Source organism: Pseudomonas sp. Wu6, from assembly GCF_019891515.1.
GTDB classification, from domain to species: domain Bacteria; phylum Pseudomonadota; class Gammaproteobacteria; order Pseudomonadales; family Pseudomonadaceae; genus Aquipseudomonas; species Aquipseudomonas orientalis_A.
In genome coordinates, this window is record NZ_JAFLXH010000002.1 from 55,674 (window position 1) to 77,686 (window position 22,013).

19 protein-coding genes and 1 pseudogene are annotated in these 22,013 nt (G+C 60.7%); 10 read left to right on the top strand and 10 right to left on the bottom strand.

Annotated elements, in window-relative coordinates:
- Window positions 1-15 precede the first annotated feature (15 nt).
- From J1G34_RS01425 to sdhC, 4 genes are read right to left on the bottom strand one after another with little or no spacing between them, the layout of a single operon-like run.
- Window positions 16-720 carry a succinate dehydrogenase iron-sulfur subunit gene (locus J1G34_RS01425; protein WP_003172807.1) on the bottom strand — a complete coding sequence of 235 codons (705 nt, stop codon included), beginning with the start codon at window positions 718-720 and terminating at the stop codon, window positions 16-18.
- Between the two features lie 11 nt (window positions 721-731).
- Window positions 732-2,504 (bottom strand): succinate dehydrogenase flavoprotein subunit, encoded by a 1,773-nt coding sequence (gene sdhA / locus J1G34_RS01430; RefSeq protein ID WP_065884233.1) that lies wholly within the window; start codon window positions 2,502-2,504, stop codon window positions 732-734.
- Between the two features lie 3 nt (window positions 2,505-2,507).
- Window positions 2,508-2,876 (bottom strand): succinate dehydrogenase, hydrophobic membrane anchor protein, encoded by a 369-nt coding sequence (gene sdhD / locus J1G34_RS01435; protein ID WP_065884231.1) that lies wholly within the window; start codon window positions 2,874-2,876, stop codon window positions 2,508-2,510.
- Window positions 2,870-3,244 (bottom strand): succinate dehydrogenase, cytochrome b556 subunit, encoded by a 375-nt coding sequence (gene sdhC / locus J1G34_RS01440; RefSeq protein WP_065884229.1) that lies wholly within the window; start codon window positions 3,242-3,244, stop codon window positions 2,870-2,872. Before sdhC ends, sdhD begins: the two co-directional genes overlap by 7 nt.
- A 365-nt stretch (window positions 3,245-3,609) precedes the next feature.
- Between sdhC and gltA the strand changes: the two are divergent.
- Window positions 3,610-4,880 (top strand): annotated as a pseudogene (gene gltA / locus J1G34_RS01445) (citrate synthase).
- Between the two features lie 252 nt (window positions 4,881-5,132).
- On the opposite strand, the gene J1G34_RS01450 reads toward gltA, so the two are convergent.
- The 3 genes from J1G34_RS01450 to J1G34_RS01460 form a co-directional block, all read right to left on the bottom strand.
- Window positions 5,133-6,791: a cation acetate symporter gene (locus J1G34_RS01450; protein ID WP_065884227.1), complete on the bottom strand. Its 1,659-nt coding sequence runs from the start codon at window positions 6,789-6,791 to the stop codon at window positions 5,133-5,135.
- Entirely contained in the window at window positions 6,788-7,099 is a 312-nt protein-coding gene (locus J1G34_RS01455) for a DUF485 domain-containing protein (protein WP_057014105.1), read from the bottom strand. The genes J1G34_RS01450 and J1G34_RS01455 overlap by 4 nt, the downstream gene beginning before the upstream one ends.
- A 193-nt stretch (window positions 7,100-7,292) precedes the next feature.
- Window positions 7,293-8,144: a glycine betaine ABC transporter substrate-binding protein gene (locus tag J1G34_RS01460; RefSeq protein ID WP_065894784.1), complete on the bottom strand. Its 852-nt coding sequence runs from the start codon at window positions 8,142-8,144 to the stop codon at window positions 7,293-7,295.
- Window positions 8,145-8,476: 332 nt separating this feature from the next.
- Between J1G34_RS01460 and J1G34_RS01465 the strand changes: the two genes are divergently transcribed.
- Window positions 8,477-10,030, top strand: coding sequence for a glycoside hydrolase family 17 protein (locus J1G34_RS01465; RefSeq protein ID WP_222993107.1), 1,554 nt, complete (start codon window positions 8,477-8,479; stop codon window positions 10,028-10,030).
- Window positions 10,031-10,106: 76 nt separating this feature from the next.
- Here J1G34_RS01465 and J1G34_RS01470 read toward each other — a convergent pair whose 3' ends face one another.
- Window positions 10,107-10,487, bottom strand: coding sequence for a hypothetical protein (locus J1G34_RS01470; RefSeq protein ID WP_122561061.1), 381 nt, complete (start codon window positions 10,485-10,487; stop codon window positions 10,107-10,109).
- A gap of 235 nt (window positions 10,488-10,722) precedes the next feature.
- Between J1G34_RS01470 and J1G34_RS01475 the strand changes: the two genes are divergently transcribed.
- Window positions 10,723-12,021 (top strand): serine/threonine protein kinase, encoded by a 1,299-nt coding sequence (locus J1G34_RS01475; RefSeq protein WP_057722697.1) that lies wholly within the window; start codon window positions 10,723-10,725, stop codon window positions 12,019-12,021.
- Window positions 12,014-12,802, top strand: a complete 789-nt coding sequence (locus J1G34_RS01480) for an MlaA family lipoprotein (RefSeq protein WP_065884221.1) — start codon at window positions 12,014-12,016, stop codon at window positions 12,800-12,802. Before J1G34_RS01475 ends, J1G34_RS01480 begins: the two co-directional genes overlap by 8 nt.
- A 205-nt stretch (window positions 12,803-13,007) precedes the next feature.
- Here the strand turns inward: J1G34_RS01480 and J1G34_RS01485 are convergent, their stop codons facing one another.
- Window positions 13,008-13,922 (bottom strand): DUF808 domain-containing protein, encoded by a 915-nt coding sequence (locus J1G34_RS01485; RefSeq protein WP_222993108.1) that lies wholly within the window; start codon window positions 13,920-13,922, stop codon window positions 13,008-13,010.
- Window positions 13,923-14,057: 135 nt separating this feature from the next.
- Between J1G34_RS01485 and J1G34_RS01490 the strand changes: the two genes are divergently transcribed.
- Window positions 14,058-14,663, top strand: a complete 606-nt coding sequence (locus tag J1G34_RS01490) for a TetR/AcrR family transcriptional regulator (RefSeq protein WP_122561063.1) — start codon at window positions 14,058-14,060, stop codon at window positions 14,661-14,663.
- 135 nt (window positions 14,664-14,798) lie between these two features.
- On the opposite strand, the gene J1G34_RS01495 is transcribed toward J1G34_RS01490, so the two are convergent.
- Window positions 14,799-15,239, bottom strand: coding sequence for a GlcG/HbpS family heme-binding protein (locus tag J1G34_RS01495; RefSeq protein ID WP_065885193.1), 441 nt, complete (start codon window positions 15,237-15,239; stop codon window positions 14,799-14,801).
- 257 nt (window positions 15,240-15,496) lie between these two features.
- Here J1G34_RS01495 and gcl point away from each other — a divergent pair, with 257 nt between their 5' ends.
- From gcl to pyk, 5 genes are all read left to right on the top strand, one after another.
- Window positions 15,497-17,272 carry a glyoxylate carboligase gene (gene gcl / locus J1G34_RS01500; protein ID WP_222993109.1) on the top strand — a complete coding sequence of 592 codons (1,776 nt, stop codon included), beginning with the start codon at window positions 15,497-15,499 and terminating at the stop codon, window positions 17,270-17,272.
- Between the two features lie 10 nt (window positions 17,273-17,282).
- Entirely contained in the window at window positions 17,283-18,065 is a 783-nt protein-coding gene (hyi, locus tag J1G34_RS01505) for a hydroxypyruvate isomerase (RefSeq protein ID WP_222993110.1), read from the top strand.
- Between the two features lie 173 nt (window positions 18,066-18,238).
- Window positions 18,239-19,129: a 2-hydroxy-3-oxopropionate reductase gene (locus J1G34_RS01510; RefSeq protein WP_065894777.1), complete on the top strand. Its 891-nt coding sequence runs from the start codon at window positions 18,239-18,241 to the stop codon at window positions 19,127-19,129.
- A 115-nt stretch (window positions 19,130-19,244) separates the two neighbouring features.
- A complete protein-coding gene (locus tag J1G34_RS01515) occupies window positions 19,245-20,525 on the top strand; it encodes a glycerate kinase type-2 family protein (protein WP_222993111.1) in 1,281 nt (426 codons plus the stop codon).
- Window positions 20,515-21,930: a pyruvate kinase gene (gene pyk, locus J1G34_RS01520; protein ID WP_222993112.1), complete on the top strand. Its 1,416-nt coding sequence runs from the start codon at window positions 20,515-20,517 to the stop codon at window positions 21,928-21,930. The genes J1G34_RS01515 and pyk overlap by 11 nt, the downstream gene beginning before the upstream one ends.
- Window positions 21,931-22,013 lie beyond the last annotated feature (83 nt).

The window sequence follows — 22,013 nt, forward strand, 5'->3', positions numbered from 1 at the left end:
TTACTGCAACGTCAGTTACACGCCGCTCTGCAGCAGCATGTTACGGATGTGACCAATGGCCTTAGTCGGGTTCAGGCCTTTGGGACATACGTTGACGCAGTTCATGATCCCGCGGCAGCGGAATACGCTGAACGGGTCATCCAGCGAAGCCAGACGCTCGGACGTCTTGGTGTCACGGCTGTCTGCCAGGAAGCGGTAGGCTTGCAGCAGCGCAGCCGGGCCCAGGAACTTGTCCGGGTTCCACCAGAAGGACGGGCACGACGTCGAGCAGCAAGCGCACAGGATGCACTCGTACAGGCCGTCGAGTTTTTCGCGCTCTTCCGGGGACTGCAGACGCTCGATGGCCGGAGCCGGCGTGTCGTTCTGCAGGAACGGCTTAACTTTCTCGTATTGCTTGTAGAAGATGCTCATATCGACGACCAGGTCACGGATAACCGGCAAACCTGGCAGTGGACGAACGATCAGCTTGTTGCCCTTGACCACGGCCGACAGCGGCGTGATGCACGCCAGGCCGTTTTTGCCGTTGATGTTCATGCCGTCGGAACCGCACACACCTTCACGGCAAGAGCGACGATAGGAGAAACCTTCGTCCTGCTCTTTGATCAGTGCCAATACATCCAGCACCATCAGGTCTTTACCGCCGGTATCGACCTGGAATTCCTGCATGAACGGCGCGGCGTCCTGATCAGGGTTGTAGCGATAAACACTGACTTTCAACATGGCAGCCACCCTTAGTAAGTCCGAATCTTCGGTTCAAACGTCGGCACCGTCTTCGGCGAGAAGTTCACGGCACGCTTGGTCACGCGCTTGTCACCCGGGAAGTACAGGGTGTGGCACAACCAGTTCTCGTCGTCGCGGTCTTCAAAGTCTTCACGGGCGTGAGCACCACGGGATTCCTTGCGAACCTCGGCGGCGATCGCCGTCGCTTCAGCCACTTCCAGCAGGTTCTGCAGTTCAAGGGCTTCGATCCGAGCGGTGTTGAACGCCTGGCTCTTGTCGTTGATCTTGACGTTGGCGATGCGTGCGCGCAGGTCGGCCAACTGGGCGATGCCCTTCTGCATGTATTCGCCGGTACGGAACACACCGAAGTAGTTCTGCATGCAGCTTTGCAGCTCGCGACGCAGGGTTGCCACGTCTTCGCCGTCAGTGCGCTCGTTCAGAGCGTTCAGGCGCGCCAGGGCGGCTTCGATGTTGGCGTCGGTGGCGTCATCGTATTCGATGCCGTCGGTCAGGGCTTTTTCCAGGTGCAGGCCGGCAGCGCGGCCGAATACCACCAGGTCGAGCAGCGAGTTGCCGCCCAGGCGGTTGGCACCGTGAACCGATACGCAAGCCACTTCGCCTACTGCGAACAGGCCGTGAATGATCTCGTCCACGCCTTCGGCATTCTGGGTGATGGCCTGGCCATGAATGTTGGTCGGCACGCCGCCCATCATATAGTGGCAGGTCGGAACCACCGGAACCGGAGCAACCACCGGGTCAACGTGAGCAAAGGTCTTGGACAGCTCGCAGATACCTGGCAGACGGCTGTGCAGCACTTCTTCGCCCAGGTGATCGAGCTTGAGCAGCACGTGGTCGCCGTTCGGGCCACAGCCGTTGCCGGCGATGATCTCTTTAACCATCGAACGGGCCACAACGTCGCGACCGGCAAGGTCTTTCGCGTTCGGAGCATAACGCTCCATGAAACGCTCGCCGTGCTTGTTGATCAGGTAGCCACCTTCACCACGGCAACCTTCGGTCACCAGTACACCGGCGCCGGCGATGCCGGTCGGGTGGAACTGCCACATTTCGATGTCCTGCACCGGCACGCCTGCACGCAGGGCCATGCCGACGCCGTCACCGGTGTTGATCAGGGCATTGGTGGTGGACGCGTAGATACGGCCTGCACCGCCGGTCGCCAGCACGGTAGCCTTGGCGCGGATGTAGGTGGTTTCACCGGTTTCGATGCAGATGGCGATGACGCCGACGAACTCGCCCTTGCCGTTCTTCACCAGATCGACAGCGTAGTACTCGTTCAGGAACGTGGTACCGGCTTTCAGGTTGCCCTGATAAAGGGTGTGCAGCAGCGCGTGACCGGTACGGTCGGACGCGGCGCAGGTACGGGCAGCCTGCCCGCCTTTACCGTAATCCTTCGACTGGCCGCCGAATGGACGCTGGTAGATACGGCCTTGCTCGGTACGGGAGAACGGCAGACCCATGTGGTCCAGCTCGAACACCGCAGCCGGGCCTTCCTGACACATGTATTCGATAGCGTCCTGGTCACCGATGTAGTCGGAACCCTTGACGGTATCGTACATGTGCCAGCGCCAGTCATCGTTCGGATCGGCGGAAGCGATGGCGCAGGTGATGCCACCCTGGGCCGATACAGTGTGCGAACGCGTCGGGAACACCTTGGTGATCACGGCGGTCTTGTGGCCACCCTGGGCCAGCTGCAGCGCAGCGCGCATGCCGGCACCGCCGCCACCAATAATGATGGCGTCGAATGAAATAGTTGGAATGTTAGCCATGAATCAGATACCCCAAAGAATCTGCACACCCCAGACGAAGTAAGCGAACATCGCGATGCCGCATACTGCCTGGAAGAGGAAACGGACTGCGGTCGCGGACTTGCCCAGCGCCATTGGCGTCAGGTAGTCGGTCGCGATGGTCCACATGCCGACCCAGGCGTGAGCGCCCAGGGCGACAAGGGCCAGCAGGCTGAAGATTCGCATCGCATTGTGGGCGAACAGGCCGTGCCACTGCTCAAAGCCGATGCCCGGGTTTGCGACGAGGTATCCGATCAGGAAAATGAAATAAGCCGCGAGAACGACCGCAGACACACGCTGTGCCATCCAGTCATAGAGGCCCGAACGCGACAGATTCGTTACGCTGGTTACCATATCCAAACTCCTGCCAGAACGATCAGCACCACGGAAATGGCGATGATGATTTTCGAGCCCAGGCGGCCGCCTTCGAGCGTCTCACCGATACCCGCATCCATGATCAAGTGGCGCACGCCGGCTACCAGGTGATACAGCAGAGCGGACAGGAGGCCCCATGCTACGAACTTGGCCAGCGGGCTGGTCAAGGTTGCCTTCACCTCGGCAAAACCTTCCTCGGAACCCAGGGATTTGCTCAATGCGTAAAGCATGATGCCCAGGCCCAGGAACAGGATGATGCCGGAAACACGGTGCAGGAACGACGTAACGCCGGTGATGGGGAGTTTGATGGTCCTTAGGTCTAGGTTTACAGGTCGTTGGCTATTCACGGCTTTTTTTCACACTGAAGAGCCCCTAACAATCAGGGCAAAGTTGTTGGGGAGTGCGACTGGTCAGGTAAGCACCACCCAGGGAGTGCGACCCCCAATGAAAGCAAGCCCAAAAGCCCTTGGCGGTCGGTGGCCGAGTATAGACAGTTAGGTTACTAATGACAACGCGCACACCTCACCCTAATAGCTGATTGCGCTGACGGGATAAAAGGCGTAAATGGCAGGCAATTTCGACGAAAAAGTACGGTTAAAGCCTTCTGGAGCAAGACTTTAGGCAAATTGACATCTGAATTTATCTCACTATAGTGGTGCGGGCCCTGCGTGGGGGGTCTGTCTGATGATTTGAAGCATAAATAGGAGGCCACATGGCTGACAAAAAAGCGCAGTTGATCATCGAGGGCGCAGCCCCCGTCGAGCTGCCCATTTTAACCGGCACCGTTGGTCCCGATGTTATCGACGTACGGGGCCTGACGGCCACGGGCCGTTTCACTTTCGACCCAGGCTTCATGTCGACCGCCTCTTGCGAGTCGAAGATCACCTATATCGATGGCGATAATGGCATTCTGCTTCACCGCGGCTACCCGATCGAGCAACTCGCCGAACAGTCGGACTATCTGGAAACCTGCTACCTGCTGCTAAATGGCGAATTGCCAACAGCCGAGCAGAAAGCCCAGTTCGTCAGCACCGTGAAGAACCACACCATGGTTCACGAGCAGCTGAAGACCTTCTTCAACGGCTTCCGTCGCGACGCCCACCCGATGGCCGTCATGTGCGGCGTGGTCGGCGCCCTGTCGGCCTTCTATCACGACTCCCTGGACATCAATAACCCGCAGCATCGCGAAATTTCCGCGATCCGCCTGGTTGCCAAGATGCCGACCCTGGCCGCAATGGTTTACAAGTACTCCATGGGCCAACCCATGATGTACCCGCGCAACGACCTGACGTACGCGGAAAACTTCCTGCACATGATGTTCAACACGCCGTGCGAGATCAAACCGATCAGCCCGGTGCTGGCCAAGGCCATGGATCGGATCTTCATCCTTCACGCCGACCACGAACAGAACGCCTCCACCTCTACCGTACGTCTGGCGGGCTCTTCGGGTGCCAACCCGTTCGCCTGTATCGCCGCCGGTATCGCCGCGGCGGTGCGAACGAAGCCGTATTGACCATGCTCGATGAAATCGGCGATGTCTCGAACATCGACAAATTCATCGCCAAGGCCAAGGACAAGAACGACCCGTTCAAGTTGATGGGCTTCGGTCACCGGGTCTACAAGAACCGCGACCCGCGCGCTACCGTCATGAAGCAGACCTGCGACGAAGTGTTGAAGGAACTGGGCATCAAGAACGATCCGCAACTCGAACTGGCCATGCGCCTGGAAGAGATCGCCCTGACCGACCCGTACTTCATCGAACGCTCGCTGTACCCGAACGTCGACTTCTACTCGGGGATCATCCTCAAGGCGATCGGCATTCCCACCAGCATGTTCACCGTGATCTTCGCCCTGGCGCGGACAGTGGGCTGGATCTCCCACTGGAAGGAAATGCTCTCGAGCCCGTACAAGATTGGCCGCCCGCGCCAGTTGTACACCGGCTACGAGTCGCGTGATATCACCAAGCTGGAAGATCGCAAGTAAGCATTTAGCTGCAAGCTGTACTGAGAACGGCCTCCCTTAGTGGAGGCCGTTTTTATTTGTGTCGTCTGAGCTGGCCTCATCGGGGGCAAGCCCCCTCCCACATTTGACTGTATTCACACGTTCAGATGTGTAAACGCAATCCAGTGTGGGAGGGGGCTTGCCCCCGATGAGGCCAGACCAGACACCACAAATCCCCAGACAAAAAAATACCCCGGCCTTTCGACCGGGGCATTTCTCTATGCAGTGAAAAGCTTAGTGGTTAACCGCCCCACTCGCCCCCAGGCCCGTCTGCGAACGCACAAACTGCGGGAAGTACAGCGCACGCTCTTTCTCCGCCGCCGCCGACTTGTCGGTGATGGAGAAGAACCAGATACCGACGAACGCAATGATCATCGAGAACAGCGCCGGGTACTCGTACGGGAAGATGGCTTTTTCATGGTGCAGGATCGAGACCCAGATGGTCGGACCCAGCACCATCAGGCCCACGGCACTGACCAGGCCCAGCCAGCCACCAATCATGGCGCCACGGGTGGTGAGGTTTTTCCAGTACATGGAAAGCAGCAGTACCGGGAAATTACAGCTGGCGGCAATCGAGAACGCCAGGCCGACCATGAACGCAATGTTCTGGCTTTCGAACAGAATCCCCAGGCCGATAGCCAACACCGCCAGGGCGATGGTGGTGATCTTCGACACGCGAATCTCGTCCTTCTCGTTGGCCTTGCCTTTCTTGATCACGCTGGCGTACAGGTCGTGGGACACCGCCGAGGCACCTGCGAGCGTCAAGCCGGCAACCACCGCAAGGATGGTGGCGAAGGCCACGGCCGAGATGAAGCCCAGGAAGATACTGCCGCCCACCGCGTTGGCCAGGTGCACCGCCGCCATGTTGTTGCCGCCGAGCAGAGCACCGGCCGCGTCCTTGAACGCCGGGTTGGTGCTGACCAGCAGGATCGCGCCAAAACCGATGATGAACGTCAGGATATAGAAGTAGCCAATAAAGCCGGTGGCATACAGCACGCTCTTACGCGCTTCCTTGGCGTCACTCACCGTGAAGAAGCGCATCAGGATGTGCGGCAGGCCCGCAGTCCCGAACATCAGGGCAAGCCCCAGGGAGAACGCCGAGATCGGGTCTTTCACCAGGCCGCCGGGGCTCATGATCGCTTCACCTTTAGGGTGAACCTTGATCGCCTCGGAGAACAGCATGTTGAAGTCGAAGTTGACGTGCTTCATCACCATCAGCGCCATGAACGAGGCGCCGGACAGCAGCAGCACTGCCTTGATGATCTGTACCCAGGTGGTCGCCAGCATGCCGCCGAACAGCACGTACAGGCACATCAGGATGCCCACCAGGATCACCGCCACATGGTAATCGAGGCCGAACAGCAGCTGGATCAACTTGCCTGCGCCGACCATCTGCGCAATCAAATAGAAAGCCACCACCACCAGCGAGCCACAGGCCGACAGGCTGCGGATCTGGGTTTGGCCCAGGCGATAGGACGCCACGTCGGCAAAGGTGTACTTGCCCAGATTACGCAGGCGCTCGGCGATCAGGAACAGAATGATCGGCCAGCCCACCAGGAAGCCGATCGAGTAGATCAGGCCGTCATAGCCGGAGGTGAACACCAGCGCGGAAATCCCCAGGAAGGACGCGGCCGACATATAGTCGCCGGCAATCGCCAGGCCGTTCTGGAAACCGGTGATCTTGCCGCCGGCCGCATAGTAGTCGGCCGCCGAGTTGTTGCGCTTGGAGGCCCAGTAGGTGATGCACAACGTCGCGCCGACAAAGGCCACGAACATCAGGATCGCTGCAATATTCAGCGGTTGCTTGTGCACTTCACCGGTCAATGCATCGGCCGCCCAAACGGCGGGCGCAAAGACTGAAGCGCCGAATACAGCCAATAGACGACGGATCATTGCGCAGCCTCCTTGAGAATCGCATTGTTCAGGTCGTCGAATTCGCCGTTGGCGCGTCGTACATAGATGCCGGTGAGGATGAAGGCCGAGACAATCAGCCCGACCCCGATGGGGATGCCCCAGGTGATGGATGAACCAGGGCTGAGCTTGGCCCCCAGCACTTGGGGCCCGTAGGCGATCAACAGGATGAATCCGGAGTAAAGCCCTAGCATGATCGCCGAGAGAATCCAGGCGAACCTTTCCCTTTTCCTGACCAGCTCCTTGAAACGCGGGCTGTTTTGAATCGAGAGGTAAATGCTGTCGTTCATTGTTTTTATCCTCGCAGCACAGCTTTTTTATTATTGGAACGTATCCACTGTATGCGGCTGTGGAAAGGGTTCCAGACGACCTTAGTAGTAGATCGAGTGTAGCGAGGGATTGTGAGAACGCAGGAAGATTTGCGGGGGACAAAAATCAATGTGGGAGGGGGCTTGCCCCCTCCCACAAGGTACATCGGGGAATTTACTTAGCGAGCCACTCGGCGACGCGCTCAGGGTGCTTGGCGACCCAATCCTTGGCCGCTGCGTCCGGTTTGGCACCTTCCTGGATCGCCAGCATGACTTCACCGATTTCATCCTTGGAGGCCCACTGGAATTTCTTCAGGAAAGCCGCCACTTCCGGCGCTTTCGCCTCCAGGCCCTTGCTGCCGATGCTGTTGACGGTTTCAGCAGCACCATAAACGCCTTTCGGGTCATCCAGGAAACGCAGTTTCCACTTGGCGAACATCCAGTGCGGCACCCAACCGGTGACCGCGATGGAATCCTGCTTGTCTTCGGCGCGGGTCAGTTCGGCGATCATTGCGGCGCCCGAGCTGGCTTGCAGTTTGTAGTCGAGCCCGTATTGCTTGATGGCCTCGTCGGTCTTGAGCATCACGCCTGAACCGGCGTCGATGCCGACGATTTTGTTTTTGAAGGTGGTGTCGGTCTTGAGGTCTTCGATGGACTTGGCCTTGACGTACTCCGGCACGATCAAGCCAATTTTCGCATCCTTGAAGTTGGGGCCGTAGTCGACCACCTTGTCCTTGTTCTTGGTCCAGTATTCGCCGTGGGTCACCGGCAGCCAGGCGGACAGCATGGCATCGAGCTTGCCGGTGGCCACACCCTGCCACATGATCCCGGTGGCGACCGCTTGCAGCTTCACGTCATAGCCGAGCTTTTGCTTGATCACTTCAGCCGCCACATGGGTGGTGGCCACGCTGTCGGACCAGCCATCCACATAGCCGATGCTCAGGGTTTTGCTGTCGGCACTGGCCAGTGTGGAGCCCATCGCAACTACCAGAGTGGCAGCTGCGCCCAAGAGTCGTCGCATCTTCATATTACTTCCCCGAAAGTGCTGCGCCCGACGAATGCCGAGCGACGTCAACCTGTTTTTATACGGTGCACCGCGCCCCCTTCACGCGCATCGATCCGGTCGCTGAGGCATCAGTGGAGTACTGACGGTTTTATCATCAACCTGCCGAGGCCTTTACCCTGCTCTGTCAGCGACCTTGGTTGAGCAGGAAACGACATCACATCGCCAGCAGGACGTTTTGTAGGAGTTATCGTCAGAATCACGCCCGAAGTTTGCATGTCAAAATTATGCAGCCGCACTGGCACGCGCCAAATCCGGGTAAGATGCGCGCCTTTGCTCTCCCAGATAAGCCGACCATGCCCGCGACTGCCCGCTTCCCCGCCCTGCCCTATTTTCTTGCTTTGATCCTGGGCGTGCTCGCCCTTGTCGGCTACTGGTATGGCCTCGGCCGGCCGGTGGTGCTGCCGGATGTAGCGAGCGCCAGCCACAAGCTGCAATGTGCGTCCTATACGCCGTTCGACAAGGACCAATCGCCGTTCGACCAGCCCTTCCAGCTGCGTCCCGAGCGCATGGACGCCGACCTGGCCCTGCTGGCCACACGCTTTGAATGCATTCGCACGTACTCCATGACCGGCCTCGAAGCGTTGCCGCAGATGGCGCGCAAGCATGGCCTGAAGGTGATGGCCGGGGCCTGGGTGAGCAGCGACCCGGTGGCGACTCAAAAGGAAATCGACGAGTTGATCACGGCCGCCAATGCCAACCCGGACGTGGTGACCTCGGTCATCGTCGGCAACGAAGCGCTGTTGCGCAAAGAGGTCACCGCTAAACAGCTGGTGACGCTGATCCAGACCGTCAAACGCCAGATCAAGCAGCCGGTCACCTACGCCGATGTGTGGGAATTCTGGCTGCAGCACCCGGAAATCGCCCCGGCGGTGGACTTCCTGACCATCCACCTGCTGCCGTACTGGGAAGATGAGCCATCCGGCATCGACCAGGCGCTCAAGCATGTAGGCGATGTACGCCAGACCTTCGGCCATAAGTTTGCGCCCAAGGACATTCTGATCGGCGAAACCGGCTGGCCCAGTGAAGGACGCCAGCGCGAAACCGCCGTGCCGAGCCGGGTCAATGAAGCCAGGTTCATGCGTGGCTTTGTCGCCATGGCCGAAGCCAATGGCTGGCGCTACAACCTGATTGAAGCCTTTGACCAGCCATGGAAACGCGCCAGTGAAGGGGCCGTGGGCGGTTATTGGGGGCTGTTCGATGCAGACCGTCAGGACAAGGGCATCCTCGCAGGGCCGGTGACCAATGTGCCGTACTGGCCGCTATGGCTGGGCGTCGGCGGGATGATTCTGTTGGGGGCGTTGGTACTGGGCGGACGAGTCCGTACAACCCGCGCGGCCCTTGCACTGCCATGGCTCGGCGCGATCGCGGCGTGCTCCATCGGCACCTGGGCTGAACTGACTCGCGTGACTGCTCGTTTTAATGATGAGTGGGTGTGGGCCGGCTTGCTGCTGGTGTTGAACCTGCTGGTACTGGCCCACGCCGCACTGGCGCTCGGCGCCCGTGATGGCTGGCGTGAGCGGGTGTTCAACTGGCTGGAGCAACGGGCGGGCTGGCTGGTGGCGATTGCCGGGTTTGCCGGCGCTGTGATGATGCTCGCGTTGGTGTTCGATCCGCGTTATCGCAGCTTCCCGAGCGCGGCGCTGGTACTGCCGGCCCTGGTGTACCTGGTGCGCCCGGTGACCGGGCCGCGTCGGGAGATCGCGCTGCTGGCCTTTATCATCGGTGCCGGCATTGCGCCGCAGTTGTACCGTGAAGGCTTGTTGAATCAGCAGGCTTGGGGGTGGGCGGTGGTGAGTGTGCTTATGGTTGTGGCTTTGTGGCGTTGTTTGCGGGTGCGCAAGGCTTAACCCCCCCCCTGTAGGAGCGAGCTTGCTCGCGAAGAACGCCAGTGCAACGCGGGGCCTCAGACTCCCCGCGTTATCATTAACGATTCTCGCGAGCAAGCTCGCTCCTACGGACCAACCGCAACCCCGCAATCACCACCGCAAACACCGCAAACGTAGTGTTGTACAACGCCAACGCCGGCAACCCGAACACCAACCCCAACACCGCCAGGCCCCACCCCGCACGGCCCGGCACGCAAAACCCCAGCACCGACGTGATCAACGCCGCCCAACCCAGCACCTTGAAATGAATCATCAACCCCAGGTTCGAACGCACCTGGCATTCCCAGCGGCTGGCTTCATCAGCACAAATGCCGACCCACTGCCCATCCTCCATAAAGCCATACCGCGCGGCATAACTGGCCGCCAACCATAATGGCAGGGCGATAAGCAGCAGGATCAATGGCGAACGACGGGACATAGGGCACTCCGATAGGCAAAAACGGCGCTCAGCTTAATCCCCCGGCGGCCGTTAGCAAGGTGTCTGCGCAGATATCTGTTCATCAATGCGTGGCAAAGTGTATCGTCTGCCAGCTATTACTCCGATTCCGACGTTTTTTTCCGACTTTTCGTGCCGAAGGCTGGCACTTCGGTGGCAACGCGGTGGTCATAGCCTGCGAATTTCATTCAGCACCTTTCCTCTTAGGGATTAAGTCATGCTCCGTTCCTTGCGCTGTGCTGCCTTGCTGGGCAGCCTTTTTTTGAGTGCGTCAGCACTGGCCGTCGATATCGACCAGGCCAGCTATGGCTACCCTTTGACGAACCCGTTCGAAGCGACCATTGCCACCACTCCACCCGATCTTCGGCCCACGTTGCCGACCGACGACGAGATCAATCAATCCGATTACACCTTGAACATGCGCCCCGAGCGCGAGTTCAGCCTGCCGGACAACTTCTGGGCGGTGAAGAAACTCACCTACCGCATCGCCAAGCAGGACCGCGCCGCGCCGTTGATCTTTCTGATCGCCGGTACCGGTGCGCGCTTTGACAGCAGCATCAACGAATACCTCAAGAAGCTGTATTACCAGGCCGGCTACCACGTGGTGCAGTTGTCATCGCCGACCAGCTTCGACTTCATCAGCGCCGCATCGCGCTTCGCCACCCCGGGTATCACCCAGGAAGACGCCGAAGACATGTACCGCGTAATGCAGGCCGTGCGCGCGCAGAACGCTTCGTTGCCGGTGACTGATTTCTACCTCACCGGCTACAGCCTGGGCGCCCTGGATGCAGCGTTTGTCAGCAAGCTCGACGAAACCCGTCGCAGCTTCAACTTCAAGAAAGTGCTGCTGCTCAACCCTCCGGTCAACCTCTACACGTCGATCACCAACCTCGACAAGCTGGTCCAGACCGAGGTCAAGGGCATCAACAACACCACCACCTTCTATGAACTGGTGTTGAGCAAGCTGACCCGCTACTTCCAGCAAAAGGGCTACATTGACCTCAATGACGCCCTGCTCTACGACTTCCAGCAGTCCAAACAGCACCTGACCAACGAACAGATGGCCATGCTGATCGGCACCTCGTTCCGCTTCTCGGCTGCCGATATCGCCTTTACTTCGGACCTGATCAACCGCCGCGGCCTGATCATCCCGCCCAAATACCCGATCACCGAAGGCACCAGCCTCACGCCGTTCCTCAAGCGTGCCCTGCAGTGCGACTTCGACTGCTACCTCACCGAACAGGTGATCCCGATGTGGCGCGCCCGTTCCGACGGCGGCAGTCTGCTGCAACTGGTGGACCAGGTGAGCCTGTATGCGCTCAAAGACTACCTGCACGCCAGCCCGAAGATCGCCGTGATGCACAACGCCGACGACGTGATCCTTGGCCCGGGCGACCTGGGTTTCCTGCGTAAAACCTTCGGCGATCGCTTGACCGTCTACCCGCTGGGCGGCCACTGCGGCAACCTCAATTACCGCGTCAACGCCGACGCCATGCTGGAGTTCTTCCGTGGCTAAATATCTTCTGCTGCTTGCCGCACTAATGTGCGCAGGCGTGGCCAATGCCGACAACAGCAAGGCCCACGAACCGGTCAAGGTCGATGCCGACGGCTTCAAGGAGCCGCTGACCAAACTCAAGTTCAACGCAGGCCTCGACCAGCGTGAATTCGAACGTTCGTCGCTGACCGCGCTCAACGTGTATGACCCGCTGGAGTCGTGGAACCGCCGCGTATACCACTTCAACTATCGCTTCGACCAGTGGGTGTTCCTGCCGGTGGTGGACGGTTACCGCTACGTCACCCCAAGCTTCCTGCGCACCGGCGTAAGCAACTTCTTCAACAACCTGGGCGACGTGCCCAACCTGTTGAACAGCCTGCTGCAACTCAAGGGCCATCGCTCCCTGGAGACCACCGGACGCCTGCTCGTCAACACCACCATCGGCATCGCCGGCCTGTGGGACCCGGCCACCGCCATGGGCCTGCCGCGCCAGAGCGAAGACTTCGGTCAGACCTTGGGCTTCTACGGCGTGCCCGGCGGCGCTTATGTGGTATTGCCGATCTTCGGCCCGTCGAACCTACGCGACACCGGCGGCCTGCTGGTGGACTACACCGCCGAGTCGCAGATCAACTTCCTCAACGTCTCCGAAGTCAGCTCCAACCACCCGGAAATCTGGGCCCTGCGCGCCGTGGACAGGCGCTACCAGACCAGCTTCCGCTATGGGCAGATGAACTCGCCGTTCGAGTATGAGAAGGTGCGCTACATCTACACCGAGTCGCGCAAGTTGCAGATTGCCGAGTAAACAGCGCCCCTTAGATCGTTCCCACGCTCCGCGTGGGAATGCCAACCAGGACGCTCCGCGTCCCGCTTTCAGCGCAAAACCCAGTATCTGCGCAATGGTGACGCGGAGCGTCACGGGATGCATTCCCACGCGGAGCGAGGGAACGATCATCTACTGACCATAAAAAAGGCCATTCAATCGAATGGCCTTTTTTATGCCTGTTACTTCATGCCCTGAACGTTTTCCAAACCTTGCCGACCACGCTGACCACGGCCAACACCACAGCCCCTGCAATAATCCCCGCCACCGCATTCAACAACGTCGGCATCAACCACGCCAGCGCCCCGCTGTTCTGGCTCACGGTTTCGATCCAGTGATGCATCACCGGCACGCCATGGGTGAGGATGCCGCCGCCGACCATGAACATCGCCGCCGTACCGATCACCGACAGGCTCTTCATCATGTAAGGCGCCGCACTCAGGATGGCGCCGCCGATACTGCGCGCCACTTGGCCCGGTTTCTGTGTCAGCCACAACCCCAAGTCATCCAGCTTGACGATACCCGCCACCAGCCCGTAAACGCCGGCGGTCATGACGATGGCGATGCCCGACAGCACGATCACCTGCTGCGTCAACGCCGCATCGGCCACGATACCGAGGGTGATGGCGATGATTTCGGCCGACAGAATGAAGTCGGTACGGATCGCCCCTTTGATCTTGTCCTTTTCGAAGGCCACCAGGTCGGTCGCCGGGTCGGCCACCGCTTCGGTCAACTGCGCGTGTCCGGCCTGGTCTTCAGCTTTGCTGTGCAGAAATTTGTGCGCGAGTTTTTCGAACCCTTCGAAACACAGGTAGGCGCCGCCCAGCATCAACAGCGGCGTCACCGCCCAGGGGGCGAAGGCGCTGATCAACAGTGCGGTCGGCACCAGGATCAACTTGTTGACGAACGAGCCCTTGGCCACCGCCCACACCACGGGAATTTCCCGCTCGGCGCGCACGCCGGAGACTTGCTGGGCATTGAGCGCCAGGTCATCGCCGAGTACACCCGAAGTCTTCTTCGCCGCCATTTTTGTCATCAGTGCAACGTCATCGAGTACCGCGGCGATATCGTCGAGCAAAACCAACAAGCTGCTTCCTGCCATGAATCGGGTATCCGTTAAGTGAGAGATGAGGCGAGCATAGCGCGGCGCACTGCTGAGCGGGCACATTGTTGAGGCGCGCGGATGGCCGGTGCTACCATGCGCCACCGCCTGTCATGGCAAGGAAACGTCCGGTTTATGAGCAGCATTCGCGAGCGCAACAAAGAAAAAATCCTGCGGGCGGCGAGCGAGGAGTTTGCCGACAAGGGCTTCGCCGCGACCAAAACCAGCGACATCGCCGCCAAGGCCGGGCTGCCCAAGCCCAACGTCTACTATTACTTCAAGTCCAAGGACAACCTCTACCGCGAGGTGCTTGAGAGCATTATCGAGCCGATCCTGGCCGCTTCCACGCCGTTCAATCCCGAGGGCGACCCCAAGGAAGTGTTAAGCAACTATATCCGCTCGAAAATCCGTATCTCCCGCGACCTGCCGTTTGCTTCCAAGGTGTTCGCCAGTGAAATCATGCACGGCGCGCCGCACCTCAGCGCCGAGCAGGTCGAACAGCTCAATGCCCAGGCCAGGCACAATATCGACTGCATTCAGAGCTGGGTGGAGCGCGGCCTCATCGCGGAAATCGAGCCTAATCACCTGATGTTCAGTATCTGGGCCGCGACCCAGACCTACGCGGATTTCGACTGGCAGATTTCGGCGGTGACCGGCAAGGCCAAGTTGGATGAGGCCGATTATGAGGCGGCGGCGCAGACCATTATTCGGTTGGTGCTCAAGGGGTGTGAGCCGGACTGATAGACCGCAGTGCCTGTGCCAATCGGGGGCAAGCCCCCTCCCACACTTGATTGGGTTCACATATTTTCATTTGTGAATACATTCAAATGTGGGAGGGGGCTTGCCCCCGATGCGGTCTTTAGGATCACCCAGGAATCAGGCTGACACCCCCGCATCCGCCATCAACCCCACCCCTTCGATCGCCGTGATCGCGCACTGCTCGTCAATATCCGACGTATCCCCGCTGATCCCGATCGCCCCCAGCACCACGCCGTCCTGATTGCGAATCAACACCCCACCCGGCGCCGGTACCACACTGCCCTGCCCCAGGCTGTTCAGCGCCGCGATAAACGCCGGCCGCTGCTGCGCATCGAGCGCCAGCAGGCGTGAGCCTTTGCCCAGGGCAATCGCGCCCCAGGCTTTGCCGATGGCGATCTGCGGGCGCAGCAGGCTCGCGCCGTCTTCGCGTTGCAGGGCGACCAGGTGCCCGCCACTGTCGAGCACCGCGATGGTCAGCGGCGCGGCGGCAATGGTGCGGCCCGCAGCGAGGGCCTGGCTGGCCAGTTGGGTGGCAATCTTCAAGGTTAAAGCGCTCATGGTGCCGTCCTTCTTTTGTTATTGGGAATACGTTGGAGCGTCTGTTTGATCAGATGCCGGATCGAACAAATAGAACACAATGATATTTGTTTTTGTATACAATATTTCCAAACAAAGCTTCCATACGTCGAAAAAAGTGATTCAGACGAACGCAAAGCTCAGTTTATGAAATGCATTGACCTACGCCGCTCGCCGTGAATACACTTTGCACAGACACCACTTGTATACAATTACAAAACGCAAGAGGCACCAAAACCATGAGCAAAATGAGAGCAATCGAAGCCGCCGTCCTGGTGATGCGCCGTGAAGGGGTGGACACCGCCTTCGGTATCCCGGGCGCCGCGATCAACCCGCTGTATTCGGCCTTGCAGAAGGTGGGTGGCATCGATCACGTCCTTGCTCGCCACGTTGAAGGCGCCTCACACATGGCCGAGGGCTACACCCGCACCAAGGCCGGCAACATCGGCGTGTGCATCGGCACCTCGGGCCCGGCGGGCACCGACATGGTTACCGGCCTGTACAGCGCCTCGGCCGATTCGATCCCGATCCTGTGCATCACCGGGCAAGCGCCGCGCGCCCGGATGCACAAGGAAGATTTCCAGGCCGTGGACATCACCAGCATCGTCAAGCCGGTGACCAAGTGGGCGACCACCGTCCTGGAGCCCGGCCAGGTGCCCTACGCGTTTCAAAAAGCTTTTTATGAGATGCGCTCCGGCCGCCCCGGCCCGGTCTTGATCGACTTGCCGTTCGACGTACAAATGGCCGAGATCGAATTCGACATCGACGCCTACCAACCGCTGCCCCTGGCCAAGCCTTTGGCTACCCGCATCCAGGTGGAGAAGGCCCTGGCCCTGCTCGACCAGGCAGAGCGCCCTTTGCTGGTCAGCGGCGGTGGCGTGATCAACGCCGACGCCAGCGAGTTGCTGGTGGAATTCGCCGAGCTGACGGGCATCCCGGTAATTCCGACCCTGATGGGCTGGGGCACTATCCCTGACGATCACCCGCTGATGGTGGGCATGGTCGGCCTGCAGACGTCCCATCGTTACGGCAACGCGACGATGCTCAAGTCCGACGTGGTCCTGGGTATCGGTAACCGCTGGGCCAACCGCCACACCGGTTCGGTGGAGGTGTATACCGAAGGCCGCAAGTTCATCCACGTCGACATCGAACCGACGCAGATCGGCCGCGTGTTCACCCCGGACCTGGGCATCGTGTCCGACGCCGGTTCCGCGCTGACGATGTTCATCGAAGTGGCCCGCGAGTGGAAAGCCGCCGGCAAGCTCAAGGACCGCAGCGCCTGGCTGCACGACTGCCAGCAGCGCAAGGCCACCCTGCACCGCAAGACTCACTTCGACAACGTACCGGTCAAGCCGCAACGGGTGTATGAAGAGATGAACCAGGTGTTCGGCAAAGACACCTGCTACGTCAGCACCATCGGCCTGTCACAGATTGCCGGCGCGCAGTTCCTCCACGTCTACAAACCACGCCACTGGATCAACTGCGGCCAGGCGGGCCCACTGGGCTGGACCATTCCGGCGGCGCTCGGGGTGGTCAAGGCCGACCCGAGCCGCAAGGTGGTGGCGCTCTCTGGCGACTACGACTTCCAGTTCATGATCGAAGAGCTGGCCGTCGGCGCGCAGTTCAAGCTGCCGTATATCCACGTGGTGGTGAACAACTCGTATCTGGGGCTGATCCGCCAGGCACAACGCGGTTTTGAAATGGACTACTGCGTGCAGTTGTCTTTCGACAACCTCAACGCCCCGGAACTCAACGGCTATGGCGTCGACCATGTGGCCGTCGCCGAGGGACTGGGTTGCAAGGCGTTGCGGGTGTTAGAGCCGAGCCAGATCCAACCGGCGCTGCGCCGCGCCCAGGAAATGATCGAAGAATTCAAGGTGCCGGTGATCGTTGAGATTATTCTGGAACGGGTGACCAATATTTCCATGGGCACCGAGATCAACGCCGTCAACGAATTCGAAGACCTGGCCCTGGTCGGCAACGACGCACCGACCGCCATTTCCCTGCTCGATTAAGGAGAACCCTATGCCGCGCTTTGCCGCCAACCTGTCCATGCTGTTTACCGAACAGGAATTCCTTGCCCGCTTCAAAGCGGCCGCCGATGCGGGCTTCGAAGGTGTGGAATACCTGTTCCCGTATGAGTTCAGTTCAGCCGACATCAAGGCGCAGCTCGACGCCAACGGTCTGACCCAGGTGCTGTTCAACCTGCCCGCCGGGGACTGGACCAAAGGCGAGCGCGGCCTGGCCTGCCACCCCGACCGGGTGGAAGAATTCCGCGCCGGGGTCAAGCTGGCCATCGCCTACGCCCAGGTGCTGGGCAATACCCAGGTCAACTGCCTGGCGGGTATTGCGCCGCAAGGCGTGGATGACGAAACCGTGGAAAAGACTTTCGTCGCCAACCTCAAGTACGCCGCCAACGCGTTGCAGGCGGCGGGCATCAAGCTGGTGATGGAGATGATCAACACCCGCGACATCCCCGGGTTCTACCTGAACAACACCGCCCAGGCCCTGTCGATTCGCGAGCAGGTGGGCAGTGACAATCTGTTCCTGCAGTACGACATCTATCACATGCAAATCATGGAAGGCGATTTGGCCCGGACCATGGCGACGCACCTGGGGGTCATCAACCATATCCAGCTGGCGGACAACCCAGGGCGTAATGAGCCGGGGACGGGAGAGATCAATTACCGGTTCCTGTTCGAGCATCTGGACCGCATCGGGTATGCGGGTTGGGTTGGCTGTGAATACAAGCCGTTGACCACTACCGAAGCGGGTTTGGGTTGGCTCAAAACCCATAACGCCATCTAACAGGCACCGGCAGCTTATGTGGGAGGGGGCTTGCCCCCGATAGCAGTGGTTCAGTCACATCACCTACACCTGACACACCGCAATCGGGGGGCAAGCCCCCTCCCACATTGGACCGCTGTGTCTGGCAGACCTCAAACACGTTTGCCTACCGAATAAAAAAGAGGACCTCATAAATGGCTAAAATCGGATTTATCGGCACCGGCATCATGGGCCAACCCATGGCCGCCAACCTGCAGAAAGCAGGGCATCAATTGTTTCTTTCCGAGCATCACGGCAACGCGCCCGCCGAGCTGATCGCTGCCGGCGCGGTGGCGCTGGCCAACCCGCAGCAAGTGGCCCAGGAAGCCGAGTTCATTATCGTGATGGTGCCGGATACCCCTCAGGTCGAAGACGTGCTGTTCCGGGCTGACGGCGTGGCCGCCGGGCTGTCGCCCCATAAAGTGGTGATCGACATGAGTTCGATCTCCCCCACCGCCACCAAGGCGTTCGCGGCCAAGGTCAACGAGACCGGCGCGCAGTACCTGGATGCCCCGGTGTCCGGTGGTGAAGTCGGCGCCAAGGCCGGCACGCTGAGCATCATGATCGGTGGCGAGCCGCAGACCTTCGAGCGCGCCCTGCCGCTGTTCCAGGCCATGGGCAAGAACATCACCCTGGTCGGCGGCAACGGCGATGGCCAGACCGCCAAGGTCGCCAACCAGATCATTGTCGCGCTGAATATCCAGGCGGTGGCCGAAGCGCTGCTGTTCGCCTCGAAAAATGGCGCGGACCCGGCCAAGGTGCGTGAAGCGCTGATGGGCGGCTTTGCGTCGTCGAAAATTCTCGAAGTGCATGGCGAACGCATGATCAAGGGCACCTTCGACCCGGGTTTCCGTATCAACCTGCACCAGAAGGACTTGAACCTGGCCCTGGCCGGGGCCAAGGAGTTGGGGATCAACCTGCCGAACACCGCCGGCACCCAGCAAGTGTTCAGCACCTGCGCCGCGCTTGGTGGCGGCAACTGGGACCACTCGGCGCTGATCAAGGGCCTGGAGCATATGGCGAATTTCTCGATTCGCGATAAATAAGCTGCAATGAAATGCAAATCCGTGTGGGAGGGGGGCAAGCCCCCTCCCACATTTGCCCCTCATTTCATAGCTGGACTGTTGCATCCCTAATAACAAGATTCCCCGGAGCCCGCTTATGTCGGTCGATCCGCAACACCTGCTTCGCGAGCTGTTTGCCACAGCCATCGACGCCGCCCACCCCCGGCAAGTCCTTGAACCTTACCTGCCCGCCGACCGCAGCGGCCGTGTGATCGTGATCGGCGCCGGCAAGGCCGCCGCCGCCATGGCGCTGGTCGTGGAGCACTGCTGGCAGGGCGAGGTCAGCGGCCTGGTCGTCACCCGCTACGGCCACGGTGCACCGTGCAAGAAAATCGAAGTGGTCGAGGCCGCGCATCCCGTGCCCGACGCTGCCGGCCTGGCCGTGGCCAAACGCGTGCTGGACCTGATCAGTGACCTGAACGAACACGATCGCGTGATCTTCCTGCTCTCCGGTGGCGGCTCCGCCTTGCTCGCCCTGCCCGCCGACGGCATCACCCTGGCCGACAAGCAAAGCCTTAACAAAGCCCTGCTCAAGTCCGGCGCCACCATTGGCGAGATGAACTGCGTGCGCAAGCATCTGTCGGCGATCAAGGGTGGTCGGTTGGCGAAGGCCGCCTGGCCCGCCACGGTCTACACCTACGCCATTTCCGATGTGCCGGGCGACCTGGCCACGGTAATCGCTTCCGGCCCCACCGTCGGCGACCCCAGCACCTCGCAACAGGCCCTGGCGATCCTCAAGCGCTACGGCATCGACATCCCGGCCTCGGTGCGCAGTTGGCTGCAAGACCCCGCCTCGGAAACCGTCAAACCCGGCGACCCGCTGCTGGCGCGCAGCCACTTCCAATTGATCGCCCGGCCGCAGCAATCCCTGGAAGCGGTGGCGGTTAAAGTGCGCCAGGCCGGTTTCAGCCCGCTGATCCTCGGCGACCTCGAAGGTGAGGCGCGCGAGGTGGCCAAGGTGCACGCCGGCATCGCCCGGCAAATCGTGCAGCACGGCCAGCCGTTGGCGGCGCCGTGCGTGATCCTCTCCGGCGGCGAAACCACCGTCACCGTGCGCGGCAATGGCTGTGGCGGGCGCAACGCGGAATTTTTGCTCAGCCTCACCGACAGCCTCAAGGGCCTGCCCGGCGTCTACGCCCTGGCCGGCGACACCGATGGCATCGACGGCTCGGAAGACAACGCCGGCGCGCTCATGACCCCGTGCAGCTACCGCCGTGCCGAAGCCCTGGGCCTGAGCGCCAGCGACGAGTTGGATAACAACAACGGCTACGGCTATTTCGCCGCCCTGGGCGATTTGATCGTCACCGAGCCGACCCGCACCAACGTCAACGACTTCCGCGCCATCCTGATCCTTGAGACCGCCAAACATGACGCCTGACAAGAAGGTCAAAATCCTCGCCACCCTGGGCCCGGCCACCGCTGGGATCGATAACATCCGCGAGCTGGTGCAGGCCGGGGTGAACATCTTTCGCCTCAATTTCAGCCACGGCGACCACGCCGATCACGCGCAGCGCTATGAGTGGATTCGCCAGGTAGAGCGCCAACTGAATTACCCGCTGGGCATCCTCATGGACCTGCAAGGGCCCAAGCTGCGCGTCGGGCGCTTTGCCGAGGGCAAGGTGCAACTGGTGCGCGGCCAGGCGCTGCGCCTGGACCTGGATGAAACACCGGGCGATCAACGCCGGGTCAACCTGCCCCACCCGGAAATCATCGCGGCACTGGAGCCCGGCATGGACCTGTTGCTGGACGACGGCAAGCTGCGCCTGCGCGTCATCACCCGGCACGCCGACGCCATCGACACCACCGTGCTCAATGGTGGCGAGCTGTCCGACCGCAAAGGTGTGAATGTGCCCCAGGCACTGTTGCAACTCAGCCCGCTGACCGCCAAGGACCGTCGCGACCTGAGCTTCGGCCTGGAGCTGGGCGTGGACTGGGTGGCGCTGTCGTTCGTGCAGCGCCCGGAAGATATCCGCGAAGCTCGCGCACTGATCGGCGACCGGGCCTTCCTGATGGCCAAGATCGAGAAGCCCTCGGCGGTGCAACAACTGCGCGAAATCGCCGAATTGAGTGATGCGATCATGGTGGCCCGCGGCGACCTGGGCGTGGAAGTGCCGGCCGAAAGCGTGCCGCACATCCAGAAGGACATCATCAAGACCTGCCGCCAACTGGGTAAACCGGTGGTGGTGGCGACCCAGATGCTCGAGTCCATGCGTTTCTCTCCGGCACCGACCCGCGCCGAAGTCACCGACGTGGCCAATGCGGTGGCCGAAGGGGCGGATGCGCTGATGCTGTCGGCCGAAACGGCCTCGGGCGAATACCCGCTGGAAGCCGTGCAGATGATGAGCAAGATCATCCGCCAGGTGGAAAACGGCCCGGATTACCAGGCCCAGCTGGATGTCAGCCGGCCCGGGGCGGATGCCACGGTGTCGGACGCCATCAGCTGCGCGATCCGCCGCATCAGCAGCATCCTGCCGGTGGCGGTGCTGGTGAACTACAGCGAGTCGGGCGCCTCCAGCCTGCGCGCGGCACGGGAGCGGCCGGTGGCGCCGATCCTCACGCTCACGCCAAACCTGTCCACGGCGCGGCGCTTGAGCGTGGCGTGGGGGGTGCACTCGGTGGTCAATGATCGGCTTCGGCAGGTGGATGAGGTGTGTTCCACCGCGCTTGAGATCGCCCAGGCTCAGGGCATGGCGCAGCGTGGGGATACGTTGGTGATTACTGCGGGGGTGCCATTTGGGCAGTTGGGGTCGACCAATTCCTTGCGTATCGAAACCCTACTGTAGGAGCGAGCTTGCTCGCGAAGAACGTCAACGCTGACGCAGGCATCCTGAATGCACGCGGCGCCTTTAGGTTTTTCGCGAGCAAG

What these genes read in the sequence shown, in the direction of transcription:
- J1G34_RS01425 (WP_003172807.1), bottom strand. Translation starts at nt 720, where the DNA reads ATGTTGAAAGTCAGTGTTTATCGCTACAACCCTGATCAGGACGCCGCG.
- sdhA (WP_065884233.1), bottom strand. Translation starts at nt 2,504, where the DNA reads ATGGCTAACATTCCAACTATTTCATTCGACGCCATCATTATTGGTGGC.
- sdhD (WP_065884231.1), bottom strand. Translation starts at nt 2,876, where the DNA reads ATGGTAACCAGCGTAACGAATCTGTCGCGTTCGGGCCTCTATGACTGG.
- J1G34_RS01450 (WP_065884227.1), bottom strand. Translation starts at nt 6,791, where the DNA reads ATGATCCGTCGTCTATTGGCTGTATTCGGCGCTTCAGTCTTTGCGCCC.
- J1G34_RS01455 (WP_057014105.1), bottom strand. Translation starts at nt 7,099, where the DNA reads ATGAACGACAGCATTTACCTCTCGATTCAAAACAGCCCGCGTTTCAAG.
- J1G34_RS01460 (WP_065894784.1), bottom strand. Translation starts at nt 8,144, where the DNA reads ATGAAGATGCGACGACTCTTGGGCGCAGCTGCCACTCTGGTAGTTGCG.
- J1G34_RS01465 (WP_222993107.1), top strand. Translation starts at nt 8,477, where the DNA reads ATGCCCGCGACTGCCCGCTTCCCCGCCCTGCCCTATTTTCTTGCTTTG.
- J1G34_RS01470 (WP_122561061.1), bottom strand. Translation starts at nt 10,487, where the DNA reads ATGTCCCGTCGTTCGCCATTGATCCTGCTGCTTATCGCCCTGCCATTA.
- J1G34_RS01475 (WP_057722697.1), top strand. Translation starts at nt 10,723, where the DNA reads ATGCTCCGTTCCTTGCGCTGTGCTGCCTTGCTGGGCAGCCTTTTTTTG.
- J1G34_RS01485 (WP_222993108.1), bottom strand. Translation starts at nt 13,922, where the DNA reads ATGGCAGGAAGCAGCTTGTTGGTTTTGCTCGACGATATCGCCGCGGTA.
- J1G34_RS01490 (WP_122561063.1), top strand. Translation starts at nt 14,058, where the DNA reads ATGAGCAGCATTCGCGAGCGCAACAAAGAAAAAATCCTGCGGGCGGCG.
- J1G34_RS01495 (WP_065885193.1), bottom strand. Translation starts at nt 15,239, where the DNA reads ATGAGCGCTTTAACCTTGAAGATTGCCACCCAACTGGCCAGCCAGGCC.
- gcl (WP_222993109.1), top strand. Translation starts at nt 15,497, where the DNA reads ATGAGCAAAATGAGAGCAATCGAAGCCGCCGTCCTGGTGATGCGCCGT.
- hyi (WP_222993110.1), top strand. Translation starts at nt 17,283, where the DNA reads ATGCCGCGCTTTGCCGCCAACCTGTCCATGCTGTTTACCGAACAGGAA.
- J1G34_RS01510 (WP_065894777.1), top strand. Translation starts at nt 18,239, where the DNA reads ATGGCTAAAATCGGATTTATCGGCACCGGCATCATGGGCCAACCCATG.
- J1G34_RS01515 (WP_222993111.1), top strand. Translation starts at nt 19,245, where the DNA reads ATGTCGGTCGATCCGCAACACCTGCTTCGCGAGCTGTTTGCCACAGCC.
- pyk (WP_222993112.1), top strand. Translation starts at nt 20,515, where the DNA reads ATGACGCCTGACAAGAAGGTCAAAATCCTCGCCACCCTGGGCCCGGCC.